Origin of the sequence: Hyphomonas sp. GM-8P, from assembly GCF_003263315.1 — a bacterium.
GTDB lineage: Bacteria > Pseudomonadota > Alphaproteobacteria > Caulobacterales > Hyphomonadaceae > Hyphomonas.
Window position 1 is genome coordinate 1 of the sequence record NZ_AWFE01000101.1, and the last position, 6,607, is coordinate 6,607.

The following is a 6,607-nucleotide window of genomic DNA, read 5'->3' on the forward strand; positions in this document are numbered from 1 at the left end:
CGTTTACGTGAAGGGCTTAGTACTTTCCCCGCACAACTTCCTGGAGGATCTGATTGTCCAGAGTTAGATCAGAGACCGCGCGCCGCAGCCGCGTGTTCTCTTTCTCCATATCCTTCATTCGTTTGGCCTGGCCAACTTTAAGGCCGCCATACTCCTTGCGCCAGCGATAGTAACTCTGCTCCGTCACGCCGATGGCACGCGCTGCCTGCGCAGCGGTTTCACCGCGAGCAAGGCGAACCTCAACCTCCCGCAGCTTTGCTATGATCTCTTCAGGCTTCAATCTCTTGCCCATGTCTCAACTCCATTTCTGAAGCCGGAACTAACTCAAATAATGGACCACTTTGCTGGGGGCAGACCAGACCCAGCGGATATCGTAAAGCAGGATCAGCACGCCGCCGACGATCACCGCGACCGAGGCCAGCGCATCCGACAGATTATGGATGAACAGGGCCCGGATATTCACGCTGCCCTTCTGCATCGACCAGGTCAGCAGGGCCGTCGCCGTGTCGACGACCAGCGCGATACCGCCAAGCCAGACCACCCACCAGCCCTTGACCTCGGGCGGGTCGATCATCCGCATCCCGCCCTCGTAGATCAGATAAAGCCCGATCACGATCAGCGTCGTATAGTTGATCAGGGCGGCCACGATCTCGATCCGGCCATAGCCAAAGGTCATCCGCGCATCGGCCGGACGGCGGGCGATCTTGCGCGCGCCAAAGGCGATGATCAGCGACGCCATGTCGGAAAAATTGTGCAGCGCATCGGCGATCAGCGCCAGACTGCCGGCAAAGATCCCGCCGGCGACCTGGGCGACGGTCAGGATGCCATTCGCCCAGATCGCGATGCCGACCCGCCGGTCGCCAGACTCTGGGTCCAGATGATCGTGGTCATGCGGCATGGCGGGTCATCCGATCATCTCTTCGAGCAGCAACAGCAACAGGAAGCCAACAAAGAACATCGCCGCGACCCAGGGCCGGTCGGGTGTCTCATGCGCCTCGACCAGCAGTTCCTCGGTCACCAGATACAGCAGCGCGACCAGGCCGAACGCCAGAAAACCCGTCACCACCGGCGCAGACAGGGCGGCGACGGGCGTGGCCAGAACCGCGCCCAACGGCATCAGCACCATCAGCCCCGCCGTAACCGCGACAGTGCGCCGTCTGGTCCAGCCCGAGGTGGTCAGTTCCGTGGTCAGCGCCAGCCCCAGAAACACGACTTCGAGCGACAGCGCGACGGTCAGCAACAGGCCCGCTTTCGCACCAGCAGCAAACGCGATGCCCAACACCAGCCCGTCGATCAGAATGTCGATCCCGATCGTCGTCAAAAGGCCCGCCGGACCTTTGATGTAACCCTCGATCTGCTTGACCAGCAGCATCACGGCGACCCCAGCCGACCCGCCGACAAGGGTGGCGATTGCGGACCCCTGGTGCTTGATGTCCGGAAGGATCTCACCGGCCGCGGCGGCAAAGACCACGCCGGCGGCAAAATGCTGGATCGCGCTGATCGTCAGCGGGCCAGGACGGAACCTGACGGCGACCCAAGACGCAATCACCGCCAGAATTGCGGGCGCGAGCGTGTAAATCCAGGCTTCTGTCACTCCGTTCCGTCCCTATCTCTTGCAGACCGAACCAGCCTGACCGCAAATCGGTTCCCGCAGGTCGCACTCACGCGCCGATATCGTCATGCGCGGTCAGGCATTCGGAGTGGTCGCGCAGCACTTCGAGAACGCGGCAGTCGGCCATCCGGTCGCCGCTGCATTCGGCAATCATCCGTTTCAGTTCCTTTTGCAGCGCCTGAAGCCGCAAAAGCCGCTGTTCGACCTGTTTCAACTGGCGTCGGGCAATCGAATCCGCGTCGGCGCAGGACTGCTGCGGATGATCCGACAGGTCGAGCAATTCGCGGATCGCGTCGAGCGCAAAGCCAAGCTGCCGCGCGTGCCGGATAAAGGCGAGCCGGTCCAGATCGGCCTCTTCATACCGGCGCTGCCCGCCCGCGGTGCGGCCCGGTTCGCGCAACAGGCCGATCTGCTCGTAATAGCGCACCGTCTGGACCTTGGTCCCGGTCTTGCGCGACAATGTTCCGATGGTCAGCATCCCGGCCTCGTCTCTACAGTGACTTGCGCATTATGGACGGACGGCGGACCGGGCGAAAGGCCCCGTATCGACAAGGATCGCGACGCGTCGCCGGCACCACCAGATTTCGCTTGAACCTCTAGTGGCTAAAGCTTGTAAAAGGCCTGTCAATCGCAGGTGCGGCGTCATGCCGTCCCGAAATCGAATGCAAAAAGGGCACGACAATGGATCAAGGATTCGCGACAGGATCGACCGGCGCTGTCTGCATCGGGCTGGCCCTTGCCGCCGACCAGATCACCAAGGCCGTGGCCAATGCCTACAGTGACGCATTGGCGGGCGGCATTCCGGTCGTGCCCGGCTTCAACCTGATCTTTTTACGCAATGATGGCGTCACCTTCGGGCTGCTGGGCGGCGCGCCCTGGTGGGCATTGTCCGGGCTGGCGCTCGTGGTCACGGTCTGGCTGACGGTGCTGCTGGTGCGCGCCACCAGCCGTCTGGATGCCGCCGCCTATGGCCTTGTCATCGGCGGCGCGCTCGGTAATGTGGCGGACCGGCTGCGTTTTGGCGCGGTGACGGATTTCCTCGATGTCTATGTCGGCACCTGGCACTGGCCGGCGTTCAACATGGCCGATGTCGCGGTGGTCGGCGGCGTTGGGCTGTTGCTGTTGTCGGAATACCGGCAGGCACGACAGGCGCGGCGGCGCAAGGCCCGCGCCGGCCGTTGACAGCCGTCGGCGGCTACAGCGGCAAATCGGGGGTCGCGCCGCTGTGCTCCAGATCCCAGGCGGCGCTCCAGCTGTCCGATCGGCGTTCGAGCATCAGGTAGTTCCGCTCGGCCACATAGCGCCTGCGCCGGCCGGGCAGGCACCCGATGCGGATCGGATGCCGTGCCAGCGGCGCCTCGCCCAACCGCGCGAGACTGCCGAGAACCCTAGCCCATGCCGCCGGCGGCGCCCGGTGCGCGATGCCCGACGCCACAAGCTGATGCACCGCGAGGCCGCGTTCCAGTTCCATCACCGCCCGTGTCGCCAGATGGATCTCGCCGGAAAGCACGGTGATGTTGCGCCCGTCCGCATAGGTCATGTCGCGCACCAGCCGCAGCATCCGTTGCCATTCCGCGCGATGCGCACGGCTTTGCCACTGGTCGCGCAGGTCGTCCTCGTATTTCTGCATCCGCGGGATCGCGACCATCAGCGTTTCCAGAACCGACAGGCGCGGTCCCAGCAGGGGCACGCTTGAGACCAGCAGCGTCGATCCCGGCGGCGGTGCGGCGGCCTCGGCATCCATCATCGCCCAGCCGCCGGCACCCAGTATGCTGCGCCGCGTGCGCTCTGACCGCAGGTCAGGCGCCAGGATGCGCAGCCCCGGCGCGCGGACCCGCCAGCCAAGGTGGTGCCCCGCCGGATCATGGAACCGCGGCGGCAGATCGCCCTCCACCGCCGCCTGCTGAAAGACAAGAAAACATTCGCGGGCGACCGAAAACAGTGTCTGGCCAACGGCGGAATGGGTCTGCCACCGCCTGAGCGAGCCCCAGCCGTCGCAGATGTCGTGATCGTCCCATTGCATCAGCGAGGGCACGCGCGCGGCGATCCAGGCGAATTCGGGTGCGGCATAAAGCGCCGCGTAGCGATCCAGAAGCCGTTCGCGCAGATGGTGGCGCAGATCGGAAAGGTCAGCGGGCGATGGTTCGGGGGGGATCTGCGAGGGCCAGTCCTCGCTCAGCCGATGGCCCTGCGTGATTTCGTCGGCGTAAACCTGATCCCCGCCATGCAGCAGCAGCGCGAACGGCGCCGCCCGGTGCGCCGCGCCCAGCCGCGCCCACATCGCGTTGCGCTCCGACCCCTCGCGCTCCAGATCGTCGGCCTCCTCGCCGTTGCACGACACAAAGGCGATCCGCAGGTCGCCGCGCAGATCGCAGGCAACAGGATATGTCTCGCCGTTCCAGCGGTATTCGGCGGGCCGGTCGGCGAGCAGATCGAAACGTGCACGCCAGACCGTCGCCCGGTCGAACCGCGCCAGAACAGTTGCGCGATACGCGCCGCCGGATGTCTCGACCGGCGGCGGGCCTTCGTCGCCGTCGGTGATGAACAGCGCCGACAGCCTTAGCGCGGCCGCGCCGATATCGTCGAGGACGAGGACCGGGCCGATCAGGGGCGGACGGGCGGCGGTCATCGCACGCTGTCGGGAAGGCGTGCCGGCAAGCCGGGGCGATGGTCCGGACCGCAACAGGCCAAAGGCCGCCGATCTGCCGACAGTTGTCACCACCGCGACCTGCGCCGCAGGATGACCGGCAGCGCGACCAGCGCGACCAGCCCCGCAAGCCACAAAAGGATCAGCCCGGCCTTGACGATGAAATGCATTGGGCCAGCCACCTGGCCGATCAGCACCTCGACATTGGCGACATCGCGCAGGGCCGCCGCCTGTTGCCCGAACCCGAACCAGCGCGCGATGCCGGTCCCGGCATCGGTCAGCGGGCCGACCGAGCCCGCCAGCCATGCCAGCACCGGATCGACCAGCAGATAGACGCCCCAGCCCAGACCCGACCAGACGACCAACCCGATCGCGATCAGACCCAGCGGAATCCGTGACTGGCGTGGCACCCGGTCATGGTCGGGGCGACCCTCACCGCCGCGCGGCCCGGCATACCGGGGTGTGGCGTGACCATGCTGTTTCCGGTGATGTCCCATGTCGCGTCAACTCCACTACTCTGTTCAGCGATGCGTCTCGCCCTCGGCCTCGCGCAGGGCCGCATCCTCGATCTGGATCGTCGTATGGGTGATCCCAAAACCGTCGTGCATCGCCTTTTGCGCGCCGATCAGCGCGTTGCGCCGGGCCTCGAGATCATCGACGACAAGATGGCAGCTCATCGCGTCGACGCCCGAGGTCAGGGTCCAGACGTGCAGGTCGTGCACGTCCGCAACGCCGGGAACCTCCATGAGCCGCGCGCGCAGCAACCCGGCATCGACATGGGCGGGCGTGCCCTCCATCAGGATGCGCAGCGCGCCCTTCAGCAGGATCCAGGTGCGCGGCACGATAAAGAGCCCGATGGCGGCGCCGATGATCGGGTCGGCGATGGTCCAGCCGGTGAACATCACGACAAGCGCCGCGAGGATCACCCCGACCGATCCCAGCATGTCGGCCAGCACCTCGAAATACGCGCCCTTGAGGTTCAGGCTTTCCTGCGATCCGGCGTGCAGCATCCGCATCGACACCAGGTTGACGATCAGCCCCGCCACCGCCACCGCCAGCATCGGCCCGCCGAGGATTTCAACCGGCGCGAACAGGCGGAAATACGCCTCGCGCAGCACAAAGACGGTGACCACCAGCAGCACCACGGCGTTGACCAGCGCCGAGAGAACCTCGGTGCGCACAAAGCCATAGGTCATGTCGGGCGTCGCCGGGCGTTCGGCAAAGCGCACCGCGACCAGCGCCATGAACAGCCCGCCCACGTCTGTCGCCATATGCGCGGCATCGGCCAAAAGCGCCAGACTGCCAGTCCAGAGCCCGCCGACCACCTCGACCACAAGAAACGTGCCGGTCATCGCCAGCGCCCATCTCAGGCTGCCCTTGTGGCGGCTGGCAGAGGTTCCCCCGCCGCCGCCGTGACCGTGTCCCGCGCCCATCGTCAGACCGCCCGCTGTGGGGTTGGCTCACCGGCTGGCGCGCCCTGCCCGTGAACCGCCCGCGCGAACGTCAATCGAAGATCTCGCGCAGCCAGGACTTGCGCCGATAGCCGCCGCCATGACTGCCACCACCATGACCGCCATGACCGCCACCGTGCTTGCCATAGCCGCCGCCATAGCCGCCGCGACCGCGATCATCGTCGTCGTCATCGCGCCGCCGGGGGTCGGGTGCCGGCGGCGGTGGTGCCATCTCGGCGGCGCTGCGCTCGATGATCTTGTCAAGCTCGCCACGGTCGAGCCAGACACCCCGGCACTGCGGGCAATAGTCGATCTCGACGCCCTGACGATCCGCCATTGTCAGCGTCACCTTGCAGACCGGACACAGCATTGACGCGCCCCTGTTGCGTTCGGGCTCCTTGCCCGGTTCCTTCAGTTCAATGACCATGTGCCAGTGCTCCTTTTGGCATGTGTTCGCCGATGCTCTCGCCGCCACTTGGCGCCGCCGGATCCCGCCCCTTGGCGCGCAACAGGCGCAGTGCGTTGGCGACGACGATCAGCGACACGCCGACATCGGCGGCGATTGCTCCCCACGTAGTGGCCATCCCGAAGGCGGTCAAGCCCACGAAGGCGGCCTTGGTGGCCAGCGACAGGCCGATGTTCTGGCGAATGATCCACAGCGTGCGCCGCGAATGGCCGACCAGCCACGGCACCTTGCCGATATCGTCGGTCATCAGGGCGATATCCGCCGTCTCGATCGCCGCATCCGACCCGACCGCGCCCATCGCGATGGCGAAATGCGCCCGCGCCATCGCCGGTGCGTCGTTCACCCCGTCGCCGATCATCGCCACCATGTCGTGGGTCGCGACCAGTTCCTCGATCACCGCCTGGTCTGCCCCCAGCAAAGTGGTCCATTAT

7 protein-coding genes and 3 pseudogenes are annotated in these 6,607 nt (G+C 66.0%); 1 reads left to right on the forward strand and 9 read right to left on the reverse strand.

Annotation, left to right across the window (positions count from 1 at the left end):
• Nucleotides 1–22: 22 nt before the first annotated feature.
• The 4 genes and pseudogenes from HY26_RS15205 to HY26_RS15220 all read right to left on the reverse strand — a co-directional run.
• Nucleotides 23–292, reverse strand: a pseudogene (locus tag HY26_RS15205) (transposase); the annotation flags it as partial.
• 66 nt (nt 293–358) lie between these two features.
• A pseudogene (locus HY26_RS15210) lies at nt 359–898 on the reverse strand (cation diffusion facilitator family transporter); the annotation flags it as partial.
• Nucleotides 899–904: 6 nt separating this feature from the next.
• On the reverse strand, nt 905–1,594 hold the full coding sequence (locus tag HY26_RS15215) for a ZIP family metal transporter (protein WP_112073986.1): 690 nt from the start codon (nt 1,592–1,594) through the stop codon (nt 905–907).
• A gap of 67 nt (nt 1,595–1,661) precedes the next feature.
• A complete protein-coding gene (locus HY26_RS15220; RefSeq protein ID WP_112073987.1) occupies nt 1,662–2,090 on the reverse strand; it encodes a helix-turn-helix domain-containing protein in 429 nt (142 codons plus the stop codon).
• Between the two features lie 203 nt (nt 2,091–2,293).
• Here HY26_RS15220 and lspA point away from each other — a divergent pair, with 203 nt between their 5' ends.
• Complete coding sequence (gene lspA / locus HY26_RS15225) at nt 2,294–2,794, forward strand: signal peptidase II (protein WP_112073988.1); 501 nt, start codon at nt 2,294–2,296, stop codon at nt 2,792–2,794.
• A 13-nt stretch (nt 2,795–2,807) separates the two neighbouring features.
• Here lspA and HY26_RS15230 read toward each other — a convergent pair whose 3' ends face one another.
• The 5 genes and pseudogenes from HY26_RS15230 to HY26_RS15250 all read right to left on the reverse strand — a co-directional run.
• Complete coding sequence (locus HY26_RS15230; protein WP_112073991.1) at nt 2,808–4,241, reverse strand: alkaline phosphatase D family protein; 1,434 nt, start codon at nt 4,239–4,241, stop codon at nt 2,808–2,810.
• Between the two features lie 86 nt (nt 4,242–4,327).
• A complete protein-coding gene (locus tag HY26_RS15235) occupies nt 4,328–4,756 on the reverse strand; it encodes a hypothetical protein (protein ID WP_112073989.1) in 429 nt (142 codons plus the stop codon).
• A gap of 24 nt (nt 4,757–4,780) precedes the next feature.
• On the reverse strand, nt 4,781–5,692 hold the full coding sequence (locus HY26_RS15240) for a cation diffusion facilitator family transporter (protein WP_112073990.1): 912 nt from the start codon (nt 5,690–5,692) through the stop codon (nt 4,781–4,783).
• A 70-nt stretch (nt 5,693–5,762) separates the two neighbouring features.
• Nucleotides 5,763–6,137, reverse strand: coding sequence for a zf-TFIIB domain-containing protein (locus tag HY26_RS15245; RefSeq protein ID WP_233351650.1), 375 nt, complete (start codon nt 6,135–6,137; stop codon nt 5,763–5,765).
• Nucleotides 6,127–6,570 (reverse strand): annotated as a pseudogene (locus tag HY26_RS15250) (cation-transporting P-type ATPase); the annotation flags it as partial. The pseudogene HY26_RS15250 and the gene HY26_RS15245, both read right to left, overlap by 11 nt.
• Nucleotides 6,571–6,607: the final 37 nt, after the last annotated feature.

Coding starts and splice junctions, on each gene's coding strand:
- HY26_RS15220 (WP_112073987.1), bottom strand. CDS start 2,090: ATGCTGACCATCGGAACATTGTCGCGCAAGACCGGGACCAAGGTCCAG.
- lspA (WP_112073988.1), top strand. CDS start 2,294: ATGGATCAAGGATTCGCGACAGGATCGACCGGCGCTGTCTGCATCGGG.
- HY26_RS15230 (WP_112073991.1), bottom strand. CDS start 4,241: ATGACCGCCGCCCGTCCGCCCCTGATCGGCCCGGTCCTCGTCCTCGAC.
- HY26_RS15235 (WP_112073989.1), bottom strand. CDS start 4,756: ATGGGACATCACCGGAAACAGCATGGTCACGCCACACCCCGGTATGCC.
- HY26_RS15240 (WP_112073990.1), bottom strand. CDS start 5,692: ATGGGCGCGGGACACGGTCACGGCGGCGGCGGGGGAACCTCTGCCAGC.
- HY26_RS15245 (WP_233351650.1), bottom strand. CDS start 6,137: ATGGTCATTGAACTGAAGGAACCGGGCAAGGAGCCCGAACGCAACAGG.